Annotated in this window: 13 protein-coding genes, 3 tRNA genes, 3 pseudogenes and 1 other annotated feature; of the genes and pseudogenes, 12 read left to right on the plus strand and 7 right to left on the minus strand. The window is 59.1% G+C overall.

Annotated elements, in window-relative coordinates; all coding sequences use genetic code 11:
- The first annotated feature begins 128 nt into the window (after positions 1-128).
- The 8 genes from J7302_RS02615 to J7302_RS02650 all read left to right on the plus strand — a co-directional run bounded on the left by J7302_RS02615 (position 129) and on the right by J7302_RS02650 (position 6458).
- Positions 129-1910, plus strand: a complete 1782-nt coding sequence (locus tag J7302_RS02615) for a multicopper oxidase family protein (RefSeq protein ID WP_251701819.1) — start codon at positions 129-131, stop codon at positions 1908-1910.
- A 41-nt stretch (positions 1911-1951) separates the two neighbouring features.
- Positions 1952-2578: an SCO family protein gene (locus tag J7302_RS02620; protein ID WP_215369853.1), complete on the plus strand. Its 627-nt coding sequence runs from the start codon at positions 1952-1954 to the stop codon at positions 2576-2578.
- Positions 2579-2884: 306 nt separating this feature from the next.
- Positions 2885-3529 (plus strand): response regulator transcription factor GacA, encoded by a 645-nt coding sequence (gacA, locus tag J7302_RS02625; RefSeq protein WP_215369855.1) that lies wholly within the window; start codon positions 2885-2887, stop codon positions 3527-3529.
- Between the two features lies 1 nt (position 3530).
- A complete protein-coding gene (gene uvrC, locus J7302_RS02630) occupies positions 3531-5354 on the plus strand; it encodes an excinuclease ABC subunit UvrC (protein ID WP_215369857.1) in 1824 nt (607 codons plus the stop codon).
- Between the two features lie 32 nt (positions 5355-5386).
- Positions 5387-5947, plus strand: coding sequence for a CDP-diacylglycerol--glycerol-3-phosphate 3-phosphatidyltransferase (pgsA, locus tag J7302_RS02635; RefSeq protein ID WP_215369859.1), 561 nt, complete (start codon positions 5387-5389; stop codon positions 5945-5947).
- A gap of 69 nt (positions 5948-6016) precedes the next feature.
- A tRNA-Gly gene (locus J7302_RS02640) sits at positions 6017-6092 on the plus strand.
- A 42-nt stretch (positions 6093-6134) separates the two neighbouring features.
- A tRNA-Cys gene (locus J7302_RS02645) sits at positions 6135-6208 on the plus strand.
- A gap of 163 nt (positions 6209-6371) precedes the next feature.
- Positions 6372-6458, plus strand: a tRNA-Leu gene (locus J7302_RS02650).
- 74 nt (positions 6459-6532) lie between these two features.
- On the opposite strand, the pseudogene J7302_RS02655 reads toward J7302_RS02650, so the two are convergent.
- The 4 genes and pseudogenes from J7302_RS02655 to J7302_RS02670 all read right to left on the minus strand — a co-directional run.
- A pseudogene (locus J7302_RS02655) lies at positions 6533-6856 on the minus strand (integrase); the annotation flags it as partial.
- Positions 6838-7852 (minus strand): annotated as a pseudogene (locus tag J7302_RS02660) (IS110 family RNA-guided transposase); the annotation flags it as partial. The pseudogenes J7302_RS02660 and J7302_RS02655, both read right to left, overlap by 19 nt.
- Positions 7853-8145: 293 nt before the next feature.
- Positions 8146-9063 (minus strand): annotated as a pseudogene (locus tag J7302_RS02665) (IS3 family transposase); the annotation flags it as partial.
- Positions 8668-8784, minus strand: a sequence feature (AL1L pseudoknot). (Overlaps the previous pseudogene by 117 nt.)
- 161 nt (positions 9064-9224) lie before the next feature.
- Positions 9225-9791 carry a TetR/AcrR family transcriptional regulator gene (locus tag J7302_RS02670; RefSeq protein ID WP_215369862.1) on the minus strand — a complete coding sequence of 189 codons (567 nt, stop codon included), beginning with the start codon at positions 9789-9791 and terminating at the stop codon, positions 9225-9227.
- A 299-nt stretch (positions 9792-10090) separates the two neighbouring features.
- Between J7302_RS02670 and J7302_RS02675 the strand changes: the two genes are divergently transcribed.
- The 4 genes from J7302_RS02675 to J7302_RS02690 all read left to right on the plus strand — a co-directional run bounded on the left by J7302_RS02675 (position 10091) and on the right by J7302_RS02690 (position 15647).
- Complete coding sequence (locus J7302_RS02675; RefSeq protein WP_215369865.1) at positions 10091-11215, plus strand: Rieske 2Fe-2S domain-containing protein; 1125 nt, start codon at positions 10091-10093, stop codon at positions 11213-11215.
- A gap of 11 nt (positions 11216-11226) precedes the next feature.
- Positions 11227-12948, plus strand: a complete 1722-nt coding sequence (locus J7302_RS02680; RefSeq protein WP_215369867.1) for an FAD-dependent oxidoreductase — start codon at positions 11227-11229, stop codon at positions 12946-12948.
- Positions 12949-13034: 86 nt separating this feature from the next.
- Positions 13035-14042: a zinc-dependent alcohol dehydrogenase gene (locus tag J7302_RS02685; protein ID WP_215369869.1), complete on the plus strand. Its 1008-nt coding sequence runs from the start codon at positions 13035-13037 to the stop codon at positions 14040-14042.
- A gap of 120 nt (positions 14043-14162) precedes the next feature.
- The gene (locus J7302_RS02690) at positions 14163-15647 is read left to right on the plus strand and encodes an alcohol dehydrogenase catalytic domain-containing protein (protein ID WP_215369872.1); all 1485 of its coding nucleotides are present in this window, start codon (positions 14163-14165) and stop codon (positions 15645-15647) included.
- Positions 15648-15992: 345 nt separating this feature from the next.
- Here J7302_RS02690 and J7302_RS02695 read toward each other — a convergent pair whose 3' ends face one another.
- From J7302_RS02695 to J7302_RS02705, 3 genes are read right to left on the minus strand one after another with little or no spacing between them, the layout of a single operon-like run.
- A complete protein-coding gene (locus tag J7302_RS02695; RefSeq protein ID WP_215369874.1) occupies positions 15993-16748 on the minus strand; it encodes a glucose 1-dehydrogenase in 756 nt (251 codons plus the stop codon).
- Positions 16745-17557 (minus strand): SDR family NAD(P)-dependent oxidoreductase, encoded by an 813-nt coding sequence (locus tag J7302_RS02700; RefSeq protein WP_215369876.1) that lies wholly within the window; start codon positions 17555-17557, stop codon positions 16745-16747. Before J7302_RS02700 ends, J7302_RS02695 begins: the two co-directional genes overlap by 4 nt.
- A gap of 7 nt (positions 17558-17564) precedes the next feature.
- Positions 17565-18092, minus strand: a complete 528-nt coding sequence (locus J7302_RS02705; protein ID WP_215369878.1) for a VOC family protein — start codon at positions 18090-18092, stop codon at positions 17565-17567.
- Positions 18093-18105 lie beyond the last annotated feature (13 nt).

An 18105-nucleotide genomic window follows, 5' to 3' on the forward strand; every position in this document is an offset into this window, starting at 1 on the left:
GACGTTTTGCGGCGCTAATCCAACGAGCAAACGCTCAATTGGCCGAAATTATCACTGGTGCAGCTGTTCCCAGAAGCGCCGAATATGGTGCCACCTCCAGTGCTGAGCGGCAGCTAGTGGAGATTGTCATGAAACGCCTTGAGAGCGAGCACGCGACGAATCGCCTGGAGGATTCGGTCGGGAGGGAGGAGAGAAGGACATTCTTGAAACTGACGGCAGCGACGATGGCGGCGCCGCTACTGTTGAGTGGTCGACAGGCTCGTGCGGTGATCGTGCCCATTATTCCGCCCAGTCCGCCCACGGTGCCTTGGGCTCATGAGCTGCCCAAGCAGGTGAGTCCTGCCTCACACGTTGCAGCACTCAATCCGGCACCAACTGAGACGGCAAATATTGCAGCCGGCGAAGCGGGGCGTAATCCGCACCAGCGTTGGGCTCAGTTCGCTCCCTATGCGGAATATTACGAGATCAGCGCAACTGAGCGGACCGATTGGGTTTACAGCCCTTCCTATCCGCCGCAAAGGATCTGGGGTTATCAGGCGAATATCCCGGACATGACCATGCCGAGTGCGACTTTTCACGGACACTACGGGCGCCCCATCCTGTGCCGCATCTACAACAAGTTGCCGCAGAATCACGTGGGCTTTGGCACTCCTGAGATCTCTACGCACTTGCACAACTTGCATACCGGATCAGAGAGCGATGGCTTTCCCGGCGACTATTACAGCCCCAACAAGGCTGGACCGACGCTGACTGCCAAAGGAAAGTTCAAGGATCACCTGTATTCGAATGTGTGTGCGGGCTTCGAAGCGCGGCAGGACCTGAAGGGGGACTACAGGGAGGCCTTGGGCACGCTCTTTTATCATGACCATACCTTGGACTTTACAGCGCCCAATTTGTATCTCGGGTTGGCGGGGTTCTATCTCCTGTTCGACGATTTGGATTCTGGTAACGAGGCTGATCCGAGCCCTACTGCGCTTCGCTTGCCGAGTCATCCCTACGACTATCCGTTGAACTTCAATGATCGACGCTTCGATGCATCCGGCAAGCTGTACTACGACCAGGTAAATCCCGAGGGCGTGCTCGGAGACAAGGTGCTGGTCAATGGTCGCATTGAGCCGGTGCTACGAGTGGCCGCCAGGCGCTATCGTTTCCGCTTGCTGAATACTGGACCAAGTCGCTTCTATGAACTCTTCCTGGTTTCGCCGAATGACGTGGTTCAGAAGTTCACCCATATCGGTAACGACGGCAACCTCTTCTCAGCACCGCTGTTAAACCAAACCAGCATCCGCCTGGGCGTTGCCGAGCGTGCCGACATCGTGGTCGACTTCTCCCGCTACCTGATCGGGACCCAGCTCTACCTGGTCAATCGGCTGCGCCAAGAGGAGACCAGGGGGCCGAAGGATGTGAAGGAACCCGGCGTCCGCGTTCTGAAAATCATCGTCGACCGTTACCCGCCGTCCCAGGATCTCAGTCGCGTCCCTAGCGTGTTGCGCCCGTATCCGCCGATCACTCAGGCGGAGATCGACTCAGCTCCTGTTAGGCGCTGGATCTTCGAAAGATCGAACGGGATGTGGGCGATCAATGGCAAGTTCGTCGATGTGACCAATCCTCGAGCACAGATCCCCAAGGGGGCCAGCGAGATCTGGGAACTGGTCAATCCCGAGGATGGCTGGTCGCACCCGATCCACATCCACTTCGAAGAAGGTCGAATCCTCAGCAAGACGATCAACGGTGTAAACGTGCCGTTAACGCCCCATGACCAGGGGCGCAAGGACGTTTATGTCCTTGAGCCTTTCGCGACGCTACGGGTGTTCCTCCGGTTCCGTGACTACAAGGGCAAGTACGTCATGCACTGCCACAACCTGATCCACGAAGACCACGCCATGATGCTGCGGTGGGACATCGTCTAGAGCATATCGCGGAACTTTCCCATTTAGCGGGAGGAAACATCATGAGTACGCGGAGAAATCTATTAGCAGGGCTGGGGAGTTCTGCCGCCGTTTTTGTGGGTTGGGCAGCGATGCAGAGCGGTGCGGAGGAGAGCGGCAGCGATTCGGTTGTCATGCGGGGTGGTGGGGTGTTTCCGAACGTCACACTGGTCACCCATGAAGGGCGAAAGGTGAGGTTTTACGACGACCTCATTCGCGGCAAGGTGGTCGCCTTCAACATGATGTACACGGAGTGTTCGGGCAAATGCCCGACCATGACGGCCAACCTGCGCCGACTTCAGCAACTCTTGGGCGATCGTGCGGGGTGCAGTGTCTTCATGTACTCAATCACCTTGCAGCCGCTGATGGACACCCCTGAGGTACTTCAGGCTTACGTTGAGAAGCACCATATCGGCGTGGGTTGGCAGTTCCTGACCGGTGAGCCGGAAGCAGTTGAGGCGGTGCGTTTCAGTCTGGGGTTCTATGACATCAATCCGGAGGTGGATCGGAACTTGAGCAGTCATACCGGTTTGATCAGGGTGGGGAATGACAGCCTTGAGCGATGGACCATGGCCCCGGCTCTGACTGAACCCATGCACATACTGTCGACGCTCAATCACGTTGATCCGTCTGAAATACTGACGGTTTGATCCGACGGGGAGATCGGCCCGTTCTGAGCTGTGACGGGCCGGTCGTTATCATGGCTGGTTTGTCGGGGCGGCGTCTGGCGGGTCGCGCGCGCTCATGATGAAAAAATGCTTTTATAATCGTTGATAATTCGGCATCAGAATCAATTTTGCAGGAATGATGCAGGACATCTTGTTCGATATTTTGACGCTTGTGGTTTGACGGGCAAGCAATGGGCTCTAGGTGTAACTCGTGTCATTTGCTAATGTGGCGAACATTCAAACAAGCTTGCTGCCACTGCGGCGCGCGATGCACTGAAGAGGTGTCGCTTGATAAGGGTACTGGTGGTCGATGACCACGATCTGGTTAGAGCGGGGATAAGTCGCATGCTGGCCGATGTAGACGGCTTGCAGGTGGTGGGCCAGGCCGAAAGCGGCGAAGAAGCGATCCAAAAGGCGCGTGAACTCAAGCCTGATGTAGTGCTGATGGACGTCAAGATGCCTGGTATTGGCGGTCTGGAAGCCACGCGCAAACTCTTGCGTAGCCACACAGACCTGAAAGTCGTGGCGGTGACGGCCTGTGAAGAAGATCCCTTCCCGACGCGTCTCCTTCAGGCCGGCGCGGCGGGCTACCTGACGAAGGGCGCTGGGCTGGACGAAATGATCCAGGCGATCCGCCAGGTATTCGCCGGTCAACGCTTCATCAGCCCGCAGATCGCCCAGCAGCTCGCGCTTAAGTCGTTCCAACCGCAAGCTGGGAACTCGCCTTTTGACCTACTCTCGGAGCGGGAGATTCAGATTGCCCTGATGATCGCCAACTGTCAGAAGGTCCAGAGCATCTCCGACAAACTTTGCTTGTCGCCCAAGACGGTGAATACCTATCGCTATCGCATCTTCGACAAGCTGTCGATTTCAAGCGATGTGGAGCTGGCGTTGTTGGCGGTGCGGCACGGCATGGTTGATGCCGTCAGTTAAGATGTCCGAATCATTTGATGCCAGCGCATTTCTTGCCGCATGCAGCGGTCGTCCGGGGGTTTACCGGATGCTCGATGCAAGCGGCAAGTTGCTTTATGTAGGCAAGGCAAAAAACCTCAAGAAGCGCCTCTCCAGCTATTTCCGCAAGTCCGGGCTCGCGCCGAAGACAGCTGCACTGGTGGCTCGGATCGAACAAGTCGAAACGACCATCACCGCCAACGAAACCGAGGCGCTGCTGCTGGAGCAGACGCTGATCAAGGAGTGGAGGCCGCCCTACAACATCCTGTTGCGGGACGATAAGTCCTACCCCTATGTGCTTCTGAGCGATGGCGAATTTCCGCGTCTGAGCATTCATCGTGGCGCAAAGAAGCCGAAGGGACGCTATTTCGGGCCGTATCCCAGCGCTGGTGCCATACGGGAAAGCCTGGGCTTGCTACAGAAGGCGTTTCTGGTTCGCCAGTGTGAGGACAGCTACTACAAGAACCGCACCCGGCCTTGTCTGCAGTATCAGATCAAACGTTGCAAAGCCCCCTGTGTCGGCCTGGTCGAGCCAAGTGAGTATGCAAACGATGTTCGACACTCAGTGATGTTCCTCGAGGGGCGCAGCAATGCCCTGGCCCAAGAGCTGTCCAGTGGAATGGAACAGGCAGCTCAGCGACTGGACTTTGAGCGGGCAGCCGAGCTGCGTGACCAGGTCGCCCTGCTGCGACGGGTCCAGGATAAGCAGAGCATGGAGGGCGGCAATGGCGATATCGATGTCGTGGCAGCGATCGCCTCGGCTGGAGGCGCTTGCGTCCATCTGATCAGTGTTCGGGGCGGCCGGGTTCTGGGCAGCAAGAACTTCTTCCCCCAGGTTGCCATCGAAGAAGAGGCGGGCGATGTGCTTGTCGCCTTCCTGGCCCAGTACTACCTGAGCAACCATGAGCGCGACTTGCCTGGCGAGTTGATCGTCAATGCCGTTCATGAAGACTTTCCGACGCTGATTGCTGCCCTCGCCGAGCTGAAGGGGCGGGAGGTCGAGATCAGCCATCGCGTAAGAGGTACCCGTGCACGTTGGCAGCAACTCGCGGTTACCAATGCCGAGCAGGCATTGTCTGCTCGTCTGGCCAATCGCCAGCACCTGGCTGCGCGTTTCGATGCCCTGGCCGAGGCGCTGAGCCTGGACGAGACGCCTCAGCGCCTGGAGTGTTACGACATCAGCCACTCCAGCGGCGAAGCGACAGTTGCCTCTTGCGTGGTATTCGGCCCGGAAGGGCCGCTCAAGTCGGACTACCGGCGCTACAACATCGAGGGCGTAACCGCTGGCGACGACTACGCAGCCATGCACCAGGCCTTGTCCCGCCGCTTCAGCAAGTTGAAGGAAGGCGAGGGCAAGCTGCCCGACATTCTGCTGGTGGATGGCGGCAAGGGCCAGATGGCCATGGCGCGTGAAGTGCTTCAGGAACTGGCCGTCCCCGAGCTGATTTTGCTGGGCGTTGCAAAGGGCGTTACCCGCAAGCCAGGCTTCGAGACGCTTTACCTCAATGACGCTGCCCATGAGTTCACCTTGCCGGCTGACTCGCCTGCGCTGCATTTGATCCAGCAGATCCGCGACGAGGCGCATCGATTTGCTATCACCGGCCACCGTGCGCGGCGTGGAAAGGCCAGGCGTACTTCGAGTCTGGAGGAGGTGGCGGGGGTCGGGCCGAAGCGGCGTCGAGAGCTTCTCAAGCATTTTGGCGGGCTGCAGGAGCTGACTCGTGCGAGCGTCGAGGAAATCGCTAAAGCGCCGGGTATCAGCAAAAAGCTGGCCGAGTCGATTTATGCAGCCTTGCACAGCGAGTAGAATGCGGCCTTCCTTCGGAATCAGCCGTAACGATGAATATTCCTAATCTGCTCACCGTTCTACGCGTCCTGCTCATACCTGTCTTCATCCTGCTGTTCTATCTGCCGTTCTCCTGGAGCTACCTGGCAGCTAGTGCGGTATTCGCAATCGCCGCCGTGACGGATTGGTTCGACGGTTACTTGGCTCGTCGTTGGCAGCAGAGCACCCCCTTTGGTGCTTTCCTCGATCCGGTCGCGGACAAGTTGATGGTGGCGGTAGCCCTTGTGCTACTGGTGGAAGAGCACCACACGCTGTGGCTGACTCTGCCGGCAGCGATCATCATCGGTCGGGAAATCGTGGTTTCGGCCCTGCGTGAGTGGATGGCCGAACTTGGCGCGCGGGCACATGTAGCGGTTTCCAACTTGGGTAAATGGAAAACTGCGGCACAGATGGCAGCCCTCGTGATTCTGCTAGGCAACCCACCGCAGTTCACCATGTGGGTCCTGGGTGGTTACTTGCTGCTTATCCTTGCGGCCGCTCTGACCCTCTGGTCCATGCTGCAGTATCTCTTGGCTGCCTGGCCGCACCTCAGCACTGACCCGAAGGGAAAATAAAACTTTTTTGAATCAAGGGGTTGACGGGCAGGTACGATCCTATAGAATGGCGCCCGTCACCAAGACAAAGCGGGAATAGCTCAGTTGGTAGAGCACGACCTTGCCAAGGTCGGGGTCGCGAGTTCGAGTCTCGTTTCCCGCTCCAGATTGTAAAGTTGACGCCGCCAAAAGCGGCGTCTTCGTTTAAGGCCGGATGGCAGAGTGGTCATGCAGCGGATTGCAAATCCGTGTACGCCGGTTCGATTCCGACTTCGGCCTCCATCATAGAAAAGCCCCGTAGATCTTTGATTTACGGGGCTTTTTCTTAAGCTTTGATACTTGGCCTCACGTTCTTGCGATAAGAGGGGGGGACTGTTTATAGTCCCGCCTTCGATCGGCGCCCCCAAGGGGGGACCGTTTTCTGCCCTGGCAGAGCAGCGCTACCGCCCGGATGGCGAAATTGGTAGACGCAAGGGACTTAAAATCCCTCGCTGGTAACAGCGTGCCGGTTCGACCCCGGCTCCGGGCACCACTAACTACGCGGGTTTCAGTGACCTGACCCGCGTGTCAGTTTTCCGCAATTCCTGAGCTTTTCCGCAATTCCTGTCATTTGGTTGGGCTGACCTTCTTCCCTTTGCGGTCCCGGATGTACTGCTCCGTCATGGCGACGGTAGTATGTCCGAGCTGGTCGCGAGCCTCCCGAATGTTCCCCGCCGCCTCCCTCGCCGCATCAAACCGCCCCCTGAGCATGCTGTAGGTCATCGCCTGGCCGTTCTCGACCACCACCAAGCGGGTGGAGCGAACCTTGTAGCCGGTCTTGCCTTGGCGCACATAGAGCAACCCATCCTTGATGTCCCGGTCGTCCATCTTCAGGGTATCAGCCACACGCTGGCCGGCCAGGTAGGCCAGGTCCATCGCATCGCGCAGCGGATGGCCTCAAGCTTCGAGTGTCCCTCGCTGACTCGTCGATCGATATAGGCCTTTGTGCGCGGATCCGTCCGCAGTCGGCCGATCGCAAATAGTATGCAAGGCACTGTTGGCAGCCCGGTCTCTACCTCGATTCAGGCGATGACGAGTGACTTTTCCTGAGGATGCAGGAACCGGGCTGAGGCCACACAAGGCAGCGAAGCTGGCTTCGGATCGGAGTCGATTGCCGTTGTCGCCGGCAGTCAGTAGCAGCTGTGACGCAGACTCGTAGCCAATGCAGTTTCGCGAAATGAGGTCGGGGGCAAGCTCATCGACCAGGGCCGCGATCATGACGTCGAGATCGGCGATCTCATCGTGCAACTCCAGATAACGGCGTCCCAAGGACTTCAGGGCAATTCGGTACGCCGAAGTGAGACTCCGATAGTCGGAGAGATCCGGACGCCATGCCGCCAACGTACGGATGAGCTGCATGCGGGTCATCACGCGTAGCGATTCGCGTAGTTCGTCCGGTGCGCAGACGATGGTGTTATGGATCAGTTGCAGCGCTACGCGGCGCGCAGTCATGGCGGTTTTGCGACAGACTTTTAGCACCCGCAAAGATTCGATCATACCGTCACGGGTTTTGGGTGTGACCGTACGGATACCAGCGTAGGCCGCGTGCGCGGCATTCTGGGCATCGAGCGTATCGTCCTTGCCGCGCTTGCGCCGGTCGCTTTTGTCCGGAGTAGCGACCTCGAGCACCGTCACGCCAGCCTGCTGCAGGTAGCGCAGAAGTCCTGCGCCATAGGTTCCGGTGCACTCGATGCCGACGCGGGTAAGCTCGCCGAATGAACGCATCCATATCAGCATCTGCTTGTAGCCATGCCGGGTGCTTGGGAAGCATTCGCTGCCCAACACGCGATCGTGGGAGTCAACAACAGCCGCGACGTGCAGGTCCTTGTGGGTATCAACACCGCCCACGACCCCACAACGCTCGGTAGTAGCCTGTCCTTCATTCATGCGGTTGCTCCGGTTAGCAATGGGAGGGGGCGATTTCACCGCAACCGGATACCTGGACAAGACAGTAACGCGACAGGGCGTCAGGCCCTTCTTGGGTCACATGTATCGGCGAGGTGAAACCTCGCCGTTCGGTGTCCTGGAGGGCCGACAGGTCCGAGGAAAGACAACAGGTCTTGTCGATCAGAGTGTGGGTCAGGTCATCCGGAACACTTCACGGCACCAGATTCTTCATGACCGGTCTATCGCTGTGAGGGTCAGGCCGCTCCGGAACAACTGGCACAGATATTCTTACTGTCGCTGTGATGAATCAGTCCACCGGCACGGTGTGGCTGGCGGGCATACAGGGCTTGCTCCAGGGCATCCAGTACGAAGTCGGTCTTCATGCTGGTACTGACTCGCCAGCCGACGATCCGCCGCGCAAGCACGTCAATCACGAAGGCCACATACAGCCAGCCCTGCCAGGTCGACACATACGTGAAGTCCGACACCCACAGCTGATTTGGGCGGTCGGCATGGAACTGGCGCTGCACGCGATCCAGCGGGCAGAGCGACTTGTCGCCGGCCACCGTTGTGCGCAGGATCTGGCCGCGCCTTATGCCCTGCAATCCAGCCAGACGCATCAATCGCTCTACCGTGCATCTGGCAGCCTCGATGCCTTCTCGCCGCAGCTGCTTCCAGACCTTCACCGCGCCATAGCACTGCATGTTGTCGTCCCATACGCGCTGGACCTCCAGGCTCAACGCATCATCGCGTTGCGCACGGCAACAACGCAGTGCCGGGTTGCGTTGCTGCGCCGCGTGCTTGCGGTAACCGGACGGGGCGATCTGCAAGACCCGGCAGATCGACTCGACCTCGAGACGGTCACGATGCTGATCGACAAAGGCCCTCAGGACTTGGTGCGGCGGTCGAGCTCCGCCTGGGCAAAATACGCGCTGGCCAGTCGCAGAATTTCGTTGGCCTTGCGCAGTTCGCGGTTCTCGCGCTCCAGGGCCTTGATGCGCTCATGCTCTTCGCTGGTCGGCCCCGGACGCTGACCGGCGTCGGTCTGATGGCGACGAATCCAGCCATGCAGGGTTTGCGCTGCACAGCCGATCTTCGGGGCAATGGCCTCAATGGCCGCCCACTCGGAGGGGTAGTCGTTCAGGTGCTCCAGAACCATGCGCACGGCACGTTCACGGACTTCAGGGGGAGTAGGTGGTTGTCTTTCTCATGGCCTCATCTTCCCAAGAGTTGAGGCCTCCACGAAACCCGGGGCGATTCACCACTGGCAAAATCGCACGCTCACGACAGCCCAAACCTAACGGCGTGAGCGCACATGCCTTTGCGCCGGGGCAACAATCGTGGTGCGCGTTATCACCTCCGCCGCTTGCGCTTATGCAGGTGCTTGATGGAAATGCCGAAGCATGCGCATCTGCGCTCGAATCTCGCTGTCTTCTGCAGGAACAAGGCAGTAAGCCAGCCCGATGCGACTGATCAACGCGATGATGTTCTCTAGAGATGCAGGGGGTGGGCCATACAGGTCAACATAACGGCGGTACGGCCCTTCCAGCACGCTGTGCCACATGGGGGCGATGTTCTCAAGAATGTAGGAGAACACCTCTGAGGACACATTTCTCGCCAGGTAGTTATGGTGGAAACCGCCATGGTGGCGGTCGCGGTATCGGATTGAAAAGCACACGCACTCCTCGAGGTAGGCTTCAAAGTCATCCTCGAACTCACGCAAGCTGCGCTGCATCTCGTCAAAAAATGCGCCGTTCTCGACGCTGATTACCGCCTGGATCAGCTCTTTCTTCCCTCCGTAGTACCGGTAGAGGGTCCGCCGGGAGATGTTGGCTCGCTGTGCGACGTCGTCGATCGAGAAGCCATCGACCCCCTGTTCGATCATCGCGTCCAGCGCTGAGCGCAAGATCAAGGCTCGCCCTTCGTTGGCGCTATCCATTCGGCTGGCATCACCCCAGCGAAATTGTCGACTCATACAAACCTCTGCCACTTCGTTCTGGGCGTCTTGGCCCGCCCCAGGGTTGAACTCTATCAAGCATGATTCTCTCACGGAATGACACAAATCAGAAAATACGTGCCATGATATGACACATATTGCAATTATGTGTCATAGCCGCTTGGCCAGAACCAGGAAGCTCAGTCGAAGATCGAGCTGTGGAGCGAGCCAAAAATCACTTGTTTGAGCGAGATCGGAAACTGATTCCGGACACCGTCTAACACTGGCAGGAGAGACAATTCATGGCTGATTCCAGCACGATTCTCGGCGGGAATTCCGTTCACAAGATCCAGGCTGCGCCTATCGCCGAGCGATATGCACGTGGCTGGCACTGCCTGGGGCTTGCCGACGAGTACAAGGATGGCAAACCGCATGGTCTGTCGATTTTCGGCACCCGCCTGGTGGTGTTCCAGGGCGAAAATGAGCGCTTGCATATCCTCGATGGCTATTGCCCACACATGGGCGCCGACCTAAGTCAGGGATGCATCGAGGGGAACACGGTGGTTTGCCCGTTCCACCGCTGGTCCTGGGGAAGCGATGGTGTGTGCGCAAGCATTCCCTATGCGAAACGGGTGCCGCCCAAGGCTCGCATCAAAGCGTGGCCGATCGTCGAGCAGAACAAACTACTGTTCGTCTGGCACGATCCTGAAGGAAACCCTCCTGACCCAGCCGTGGAGATCCCGCGCATCAATGCGTGTTTCTCCGATGCCTGGAGCGACTGGGCGATCGCCAAGTGGGTCATCAACACGAACTGCCGCGAACTGATCGACAACCACTCCGACATGGCGCATTTCGGTCCTGTCCATGGTGCTCCAATCGACTACTTCTGCAACACGTTCGCCGGCCCCATTGCCTATCAGAAGCTGCGTGGAGGCAGTGCGCGGCTTGCTGGCAACGGTGGGCTGACATCGGATTCCGCGTACTTCGGCCCGGCCTATCACGTCACGTTGATGACTGGAGAGGCGCAGGGCCAGCCGATCAACTCGATCCTGCTCAACTGCCACGTCCCCATCGACACGCACAGTTTCGAGCTGCGTTTCGGCGTCATGGTCGAGAAGAATCCAGCGCTTACAGATGAGCAGAACCGCGCGATGGTGGATGGCTACGTCCAGGCTGCACAGGCTGCTTTCCGGGAGGATGTGGCGATCTGGGACCACAAGACGCGTGTCGACAACCCACTACTGTGTGATGGCGATGGCCCCATCTACCGGCTGCGGCAGTGGTACCAGCAGTTCTACACGGATATCGCCGAGCTGCCCTCGCAGAACTCAGCACCCGAGGTCTTTGAATACCGGCATGAGGACGAGCGCTGGTGCAAGCGCAATGAAGTGCCAGCAGAGGCGCTCAGCCGCCTCTCGACTATCTAGAGGGCCAATCCATGAATAGCAATCATCAGATCCTGCACTGGGATGACGCGTACGACGTGGTGGTCGTCGGATCAGGCGCGGGTGCCATGACTGCAGCACTTCGTGCCCACGATCATGGTTTGTCGGTCCTCGTGCTTGAAAAGAGCGAGGTGTTTGGAGGTACGACGGCTGTTTCCGGCGGTGGAATCTGGATTCCCTGCAACGACCAGATCTCAGCACTCGGTGGCTCCGACTCTTACGAAGAAGCGATCACCTACTTGCAGGACGTTGTGGGCGAGGACTTCGATCGCAGCAAGATTGACGCCTATCTCGAAAATGGCCCCAAGATGGTTCGGTATCTAGCGATGCAGGCGACGACCCACTTCCATGCGGTGCCACGCTACCCCGACTACTACCCCGACCGCGAAGGCGGCAAACCGGGTTACCGGACTATGGAGCCCGCATCATTTGACGCCGAGCGACTCGGTGAACTCTTTGACCAGCTGCGTGAACCATCGCCGGCCACATTGATTGGCGGGCGTATCGCAATGACACAGGTCGAAGCGCATACGATTGTCGCGAAAGAGCCAGGATGGCTCTGGTTGGTCATGCGACTTGCGCTGCGCTATGCGATGGACTTTGCCTGGCGCCGGCGCACCCGCCGCGATCGTCGTTTGACACTTGGTAACGCGCTGGTTGCAAGCCTGCGTGCTGCGCTCGCCCAACGGTCGATTCCTGTGTGGATGGAGTCCGGCTTGCGCTCCCTGCACACCATTGATGAACGCGTGGTAGGTGTGTGTGTGGAGCAACAGGGTAGGACATATCGCATCCAAGCGAGGCGAGGCGTCGTGTTGGCCTGTGGTGGCTTCGAGGCAAACCAAGCCATGCGCGAGGAATATTTGCCCACTCCCACTAACGCAGCGTGGACCGCTGCACCACCCATCAACACAGGAGACGGGATTCGTGCCGGCCTCGAGATCGGTGCAGACGTCGCGCTGATGGGGCATACCTGGGGCGCGCCGACGGTATACATGCCGGGTGAGGAAAAACAGCGCACGCTATTCGTCGAGCGCGCCGCGCCGCGCTGCGTGATGGTCAACGCGCTGGGACGACGCTTCGTCAATGAAGCAGCGCCCTATACCGACATCATTTACGCAATGTACGAGGACCATGCACGCACGCAGGCGAACGTTCCAGCATGGATGGTGTTCGACGCGGAGTACCGCAAACGTTATCCGTGCGGCGTGCTGCTGCCAGGCAGCGTGCAGCCGGACAGCAAGATTCCCGCCGGCTGGCTCGATAGCGTGATTTTTCGCGCCGATACGCTCACCGAACTGGCTGCGAAGATCGGCGTTGATGCACAGGGGTTGGCCGAGACCGTCCAGCGAATGAACTCGTATGCGGCCAGCGGCGTCGATCTGGAGTTCGGCAAGGGAAACAACAATTTCGACCGTTACTACGGCGATACGACATGCGAGCCAAATCCGTGCCTGGGGCCGATCGAGAGGGCACCGTTCTACGCATTGCGAATCGACCCTGGCGAGCTAGGCACCAAGGGCGGCTTGCGCACCGACGCGTCTGCGCGGGTGTTGCGCCCCGATGGAAGCATCATCGCGGGATGCTACGCCGTCGGCAACACATCCGCAGCCGTGATGGGCAAGACCTATCCCGGTCCCGGTTCAACCATTGGACCGGCCATGACTTTCGCCTACATCGCCGCCAATCACATCGCGGTTGAACCTGTTACCCCTTAAGCAGGAGTGAACCATGCAAAGCCGCAGTTTTGGCTCAATTCGGCACATCGGATTCCTCGTGGAGAGACCTTAGGAGTAGACAGACGGTGAAACAAGCAAGACTCCATGGCCCCCGGGCTTTGCAGGTCGACGAAGTTCCCTACCCGACGATGGGTGAAAATGACGTCCTGGTCGACGTAGTCGCATGCGGCATCTGTGGCAGCGACCTCGGCTTTTATGAGCATGGCAGCATACGCAGTGACGGGGCGCCAATGCCATTGGGGCACGAATTCTCGGGGGTGATTCGCGCCGTTGGTGCGGCTGTCGAGCATTACGCTCCTGGCATGAGGGTGGTCGTCAATCCAATGGCCAATGGCGCAATGATCGGAGTCGGAAGCAATGACGGTGCGCTCGCGCCCACAGTCTGTGTGCGAAACGTGGATAGAGGCCCGATTCTGCACGAGATCCCGGCGCATGTTCCCACTGACGTCGCCGCATTAGTTGAGCCCCTGGCGGTGGCCCTGCATGCGGTCAACCGGTCGCGTGCAGCGCCAGGAGAGTCAGCGCTTGTGTTAGGCGCAGGTGCTATTGGCCTAGGTATCGTTGCCTGCCTGAGCGCGCGTGGGGTCTCGCAAATTGTTGTGGCGGACCTGTCCGCGAAACGTCTTGAAATTGCCGCCAAGCTTGGCGCAAGCGTGATCATCAACCCTGCACAGGAGGACCTGTGGCTGGTGCTCGCGCAGGCACATGGGACTGTACCGACGTTCCTGGCCCAGAGTGCACCGGCGACCCGACTGATCTTTGAGAGTTCTGGGGCAAGTGCCGTTCTCCACGACGCGATCGCCCACGCCCGCGACGGTGCACGCATTACGGTGGCGAGCGTCTACAAACAGCCACAGTCGTTCGACTTCTCGATTCTACAAGTCAAGGAACTCGAGCTGATCGGAACGATGTGCTACCCGACAGAGTTTGGCGAGGCGCTGGATCTGCTGGGCTCCGACGCGTTCGAAGCCGCTGCAATGATCAGCCACCGCTTTGTGCTGGACGACGTCGAACACGCCTATCAAGCCGCGGCGGACCCACACATTTCGGCGAAGGTCATCATCACGCCGTAGAAATCCGGAGCGTGGATGCTCCTGATCCTTGGCCGGCACCGCCGGCTAGTTCTCTCCTGTGCACCGCCATTCGTCATTGAAACACTCCCGTTGAACAGCCCATTTTTCTGAGGAGTCGACATGCATACTTCCTGGCTGGGCCCCATCCGGCAGATCAGCTTTACGACCGATAACCTGGACCACTTACTTGTTTTCTGGGAGACACAGATGGGCGTCAGGCCATGGAGCGTTTTCCGTGGGCTGACGCTGAGCATGATGTATGAGGGCCGCGCTGTGTCGCTGCCTGCACATGTCGCATTGAGCATGCACGGGGACACCCTCATCGAACTCATACAAGTTTTGGGGGACGGCCCTTCACCGTTCCACGATTCGCTCAATCGCCCGATTATCGGCCTGCAAAGGCTGGCGTCCTTCAGCAGCGACATCGAGCGTGACGTGCAAACTGCCGTCGAAAAGGGTATGGAACACTTTGCCCACGGCCAGGATGCCACGGGACAGCGATACAGCTATTTCCGCTCCCCTGCAGCGCCAGGCATTCTACTCGAGCTGCTCGAGGCGACACCGTCCTTCAACAAGTTTGTCGACCTTCTTGAGGCTCGTGTTCGAAGCTACGGTGCGACACCGACTGTGAGTAGTACAGGCGAGAAGTCCGACAAGGATGATGCAGACACTCGAAATGGTCTGATGCGAGCGGTGCATCTCCATGAGTATGGTGATCCAGATAGCTTCGTCATCGAAACCGTGGCTGAGCCAGAACCAGGACCCGGCGAAATCCGGGTGCGTGTAGCAGGCGTTGCGGTCAACCCAGTCGACGTCAAGGCGAGAAAGGGGTGGCTGAAAGAATGGATGCCGCTTACGTTTCCTGCCCGCCTTGGCGGCGACGTGGCAGGTGTTGTCGATGCCCTTGGCGAAGGCGTTACGGGCTTCAAGCTGGGTGACCACGTCATGGGTATGGTAAATCCGCTGTGCAATGGCGGGTACGCGGAAAAGATCGTCTTTCACGCTGCCGCGTTTGTGCCCGTGCCAGTCGGCCTGGACCTGGTTGAGGCGGCCGCATTGCCAACCGGCGTCCTTACCGGCACCCAGTTGATCGAAGCGGGTATCTGTCCGGCGCATGGTGCGAAGGGGCTGGTGATCGGGGCAGGTGGTTCGACAGGGCGCGCGGCGATCATTGCGGCGCTCGACGCCGGCGTGCAGGTCTATGCAGGTGTACGCCCCTCAAGCCGAAGCGCCGTGGCGGACCTGCCCGTCACCGGTGTCATCGACATCACAGACGATGAAGCACTGGCCGCTGCGGGGCCCTTCGATTTCCTGGCCGACACGGTTGGCGGCCAGGTTGCTGAAGCGCTTTTTGCGTACGTGAAGCCTGACGGTGTAATCGCCTCCACCGCCTTTCCTCCACCCACGCCGCCAGCCGGATCGACACAACGGTTCGTGTCCCTGGTGGTGCGTTTTGACGGGCCGCGCCTAGAGCGTTTCTCGCGCGAGATGTCGGGCAAACTCAAAATGCCGGTAGCACACAAACTGCCACTGGCCGAGGTGGCGGAGGCGCACAGGCTCATGGAGCAAGGTGGCGTCGGTGGGAAGATTGTTCTGGTGCCTTGAGTGACACCTCCGGTGCAAGAATGCTTCGCGAGTGTTCCCATCGACCTCTGATCATACGGGCGATCAAGCCTTAATCGATTTCGAGCAAGCGAAAGTATCGGGCTCAGGCAGCTGAGCCCGATATGTGGAGCGGGATAGGTGAGGTGTTGTGTATTGCCCGGCAATCTGTCCAGCTGAGCGTACTCGTGCGTACTTCAGCACACTTGCGCCCAACAGCACCGAGTGCGAGCACGAGCGAGCGGCTGCCCTTTGGACAAAGTGTGAAACCGCAGGCTGTGAGTTCTGCAGGCGAAAAAAACGGCTCATTCGAGCCGTTTTTTTGAGCGTTAACGCGGCAATGCCGCACTAACTGAAGGTGCTACCTGCGAGCATGCCCCCATCCACAATGAATTCCGCACCGGTGCAGTACGTGGACTCTTCGGAGGCAAGGAACAACACCAGGTTGGCCACTTCCTCAGGGCGACCAATACGAGGGATCGGTAGGCCGCGATAGATCGACGCCGAGTCGAAATTAGCAAACTCCGGTGGTCGAGCCATAGCCGTGTCGATACCGCCCGGGTGCACGGAGTTGACTCGGATGTTATAGCCGCCGAGTTCGAGTGCAGCGGCTTTGGTCATGCCACGCACGGCGAACTTGCTGGCAACGTAGGCCGTGCCGCTTGCAACCCCTTCCATGCCCGCGGTCGACGAGACGTTCACAATCGAGCCCCGACCCGCTTCCTTCATCGCCGGCAGCACCGCTTTCATACCCAGCCAACATCCCACCTGATTCACCTCGATGACCTTGCGGTAGTCCTCGAGAGAACACGTCTCAATGGGCGCAAGCTTGAGGATGGCGGCGTTGTTGACTAGCACGTCGAGCTTGCCGAAGCGCGCCTGTGCCGCACTCACGGCTGCGCTCCAATCCTCGGGACGCGTCACGTCCAGGCGCTGGAACATCGCTGCCTCGCCCAGTTCGGACGCCACACGCTGGCCGTCTGCGTCCAGCACGTCGGCAATCACCACTCGAGCTCCCTCGGCCACGAACAGGCGCGCTTCCGCTTCACCCTGGCCGCGGGCGGCCCCCGTAATCAGTGCTACTTTCCCTTCCAAACGTTTCACTGCAGTGCTCCTTGATGAGGAAGCTGTTCTCCACCCGCGGCGCCGTAGATTTCTGCCATTGAGGGGTTGCGTCGCAAGGTCTGGCCACCACTCACATGGATAACCTGGCCCGTCACGAAGCTTGATTCATCGCTCGCGAGCCAAAGCGCAGCATCTGCGATATCCGCCGAAACACCGCTACGCCGGAGCGGAATCTCACGCCCGTAGAGTGCAGCGATACCGGGATGCACGAGTCCGCCGCCTGACATCGGTGCGTCCGCCACTCCACCCGGCGCAATCGAGTTAGCGCGGATGCCGTGATGGCCGAACTCGTTGGCAATGCAGCGGATGACATGGTCGATGCCCGCCTTGGTGCCCATATAGGCCGCATGATTCTCGAACATGATCGTCGCAGTGACCGACGATATCTGGATGATCGAGCCGCCTGATGTCATGTTCCGCAGCAGCGCTTGGAAGTACTGGAAAGGCCCGGTGAACTGGATCGCGTTCATCATTTCCAGATCTGAGCGACTGTGCTCAAGAATGGGCTTCAGGAGCCCCCAACCCGTGGCGTTTACTCCAACGTCGAGACCGCCAAGCCGTTTCACACTTTCCGCAACCAATCCGTCAACCTCGGCTTGTGACGTGATATCGCAAGACAGCCAGTCGACGCCAAGTGCAGCTGCCACCGACGATACCGCTTCGCTGCGGCGTCCCGAGATCAGCACCCGCGCGCCATGCTCGACATAGCGCCGGGCGATGGCTTCACCGATGTTGCCGGGCGCTACGCCCAGTACCAGTGCCGATTTGCCTTTCAGTCGATTCGACATGTGTTCCTCACATCGCAGCATCGATGGTTTGAATCGGATTGGTACCGTCCCAAGACCTGGTGGCAGCAATACCGTGTTGGATCAGCTCGCGCATCCCGGCACCCTGGATAACTTCATAGAGAACGCCTGGTTCACCTGCGTCTTCCAGATAAGCGACCCGTGTTGTCTGGTTCCCCGCATCGAACGCGACCTTCAACCCGTTACCGGTCAAGCGCGCAACGGCGACGTCGATATCGTCAACAACCCAGGCGACATGGTGGATTCCCAGGATTGGTTTTCCTGCCAAATCGCGATAAGGCGAAGCCGCATCGTTGGTAACTTTGATCAGCTCGATCTGGATATCGCCCTGGTAGGCGAGCGCCACGTCCATCGTCACCGTAACGGGCTCTCCCCGATATAGCCCTTCCAGGCTTACGTTCCTAAAGATGGTCCACGGTCCTACCCCGAGACGCTGCCGCCAGCGATCGATACTTTGTTCCAAGTCCTCGACCAAATAGCCGATCTGATTGATGGGCCCGAGTAATGCCATGCTCATGATGTCCCCCTGC

Origin of the sequence: Metapseudomonas boanensis (assembly GCF_018704125.1) — a bacterium.
GTDB lineage: Bacteria > Pseudomonadota > Gammaproteobacteria > Pseudomonadales > Pseudomonadaceae > Metapseudomonas > Metapseudomonas boanensis.

Excerpts from the sequence above, each read along its gene's own strand:
- J7302_RS02675 (WP_215369865.1), top strand. The coding sequence starts at position 10,091 with ATGGCTGATTCCAGCACGATTCTCGGCGGGAATTCCGTTCACAAGATC.
- uvrC (WP_215369857.1), top strand. The coding sequence starts at position 3,531 with ATGTCCGAATCATTTGATGCCAGCGCATTTCTTGCCGCATGCAGCGGT.
- J7302_RS02700 (WP_215369876.1), bottom strand. The coding sequence starts at position 17,557 with ATGTCGAATCGACTGAAAGGCAAATCGGCACTGGTACTGGGCGTAGCG.
- J7302_RS02690 (WP_215369872.1), top strand. The coding sequence starts at position 14,163 with ATGCATACTTCCTGGCTGGGCCCCATCCGGCAGATCAGCTTTACGACC.
- J7302_RS02620 (WP_215369853.1), top strand. The coding sequence starts at position 1,952 with ATGAGTACGCGGAGAAATCTATTAGCAGGGCTGGGGAGTTCTGCCGCC.
- J7302_RS02705 (WP_215369878.1), bottom strand. The coding sequence starts at position 18,092 with ATGAGCATGGCATTACTCGGGCCCATCAATCAGATCGGCTATTTGGTC.
- J7302_RS02670 (WP_215369862.1), bottom strand. The coding sequence starts at position 9,791 with ATGGATAGCGCCAACGAAGGGCGAGCCTTGATCTTGCGCTCAGCGCTG.
- J7302_RS02615 (WP_251701819.1), top strand. The coding sequence starts at position 129 with ATGAAACGCCTTGAGAGCGAGCACGCGACGAATCGCCTGGAGGATTCG.
- J7302_RS02680 (WP_215369867.1), top strand. The coding sequence starts at position 11,227 with ATGAATAGCAATCATCAGATCCTGCACTGGGATGACGCGTACGACGTG.
- pgsA (WP_215369859.1), top strand. The coding sequence starts at position 5,387 with ATGAATATTCCTAATCTGCTCACCGTTCTACGCGTCCTGCTCATACCT.